Below are 416 nucleotides of genomic sequence, written 5' to 3'. Positions count from 1 at the left end.
GGCTCTCAAGAAGTCGAATTTCGAGCCGAACCTTTTTGCGCGGCATCTCAATCGCAAGCGGACCAGGAATATCGGGATTCTGGTCCCGACCATGTCGGATCCCTTTTATGTGCAGGTGGTGTCGCTGATCGAGCTGGAGTTGCGCGAAAAGGGTTTCTGGCCCGTCCAGATCTCTTCGCACACACGGCCAGAGCTGGAGGCGGAGGCCGTGCGGACCCTGCTTTCGCTGAAGGTTGCAGGTGCGATCGTCGCGCCGCTCGGGGCCGGTTCTCGCCGTTCTGCGCTGGAAAGACTAAGCGACGCAATCCCCGTCGTCTGCTTCGACAACCCTGCCAGCGCTGACCTTCCTTATGTCGGCAACGACAACGCGCAAAGCATGGCAGCCATTGTGCAATATCTCTGCCGGTCCGGTGAGC

1 protein-coding gene is annotated in these 416 nt (G+C 59.9%); it reads left to right on the top strand.

All coding sequences use genetic code 11. The annotated features are described in order from the left end of the window. Positions 1-416 (top strand): substrate-binding domain-containing protein (locus tag AF337_RS38980; RefSeq protein ID WP_152971370.1); only part of this gene is annotated, 416 nt, incomplete at both ends.

Origin of the sequence: Rhizobium ecuadorense (assembly GCF_001187535.1) — a bacterium.
Lineage (GTDB): Bacteria > Pseudomonadota > Alphaproteobacteria > Rhizobiales > Rhizobiaceae > Rhizobium > Rhizobium ecuadorense.
This window is presented reverse-complemented; position numbering and strand designations above follow the sequence as displayed.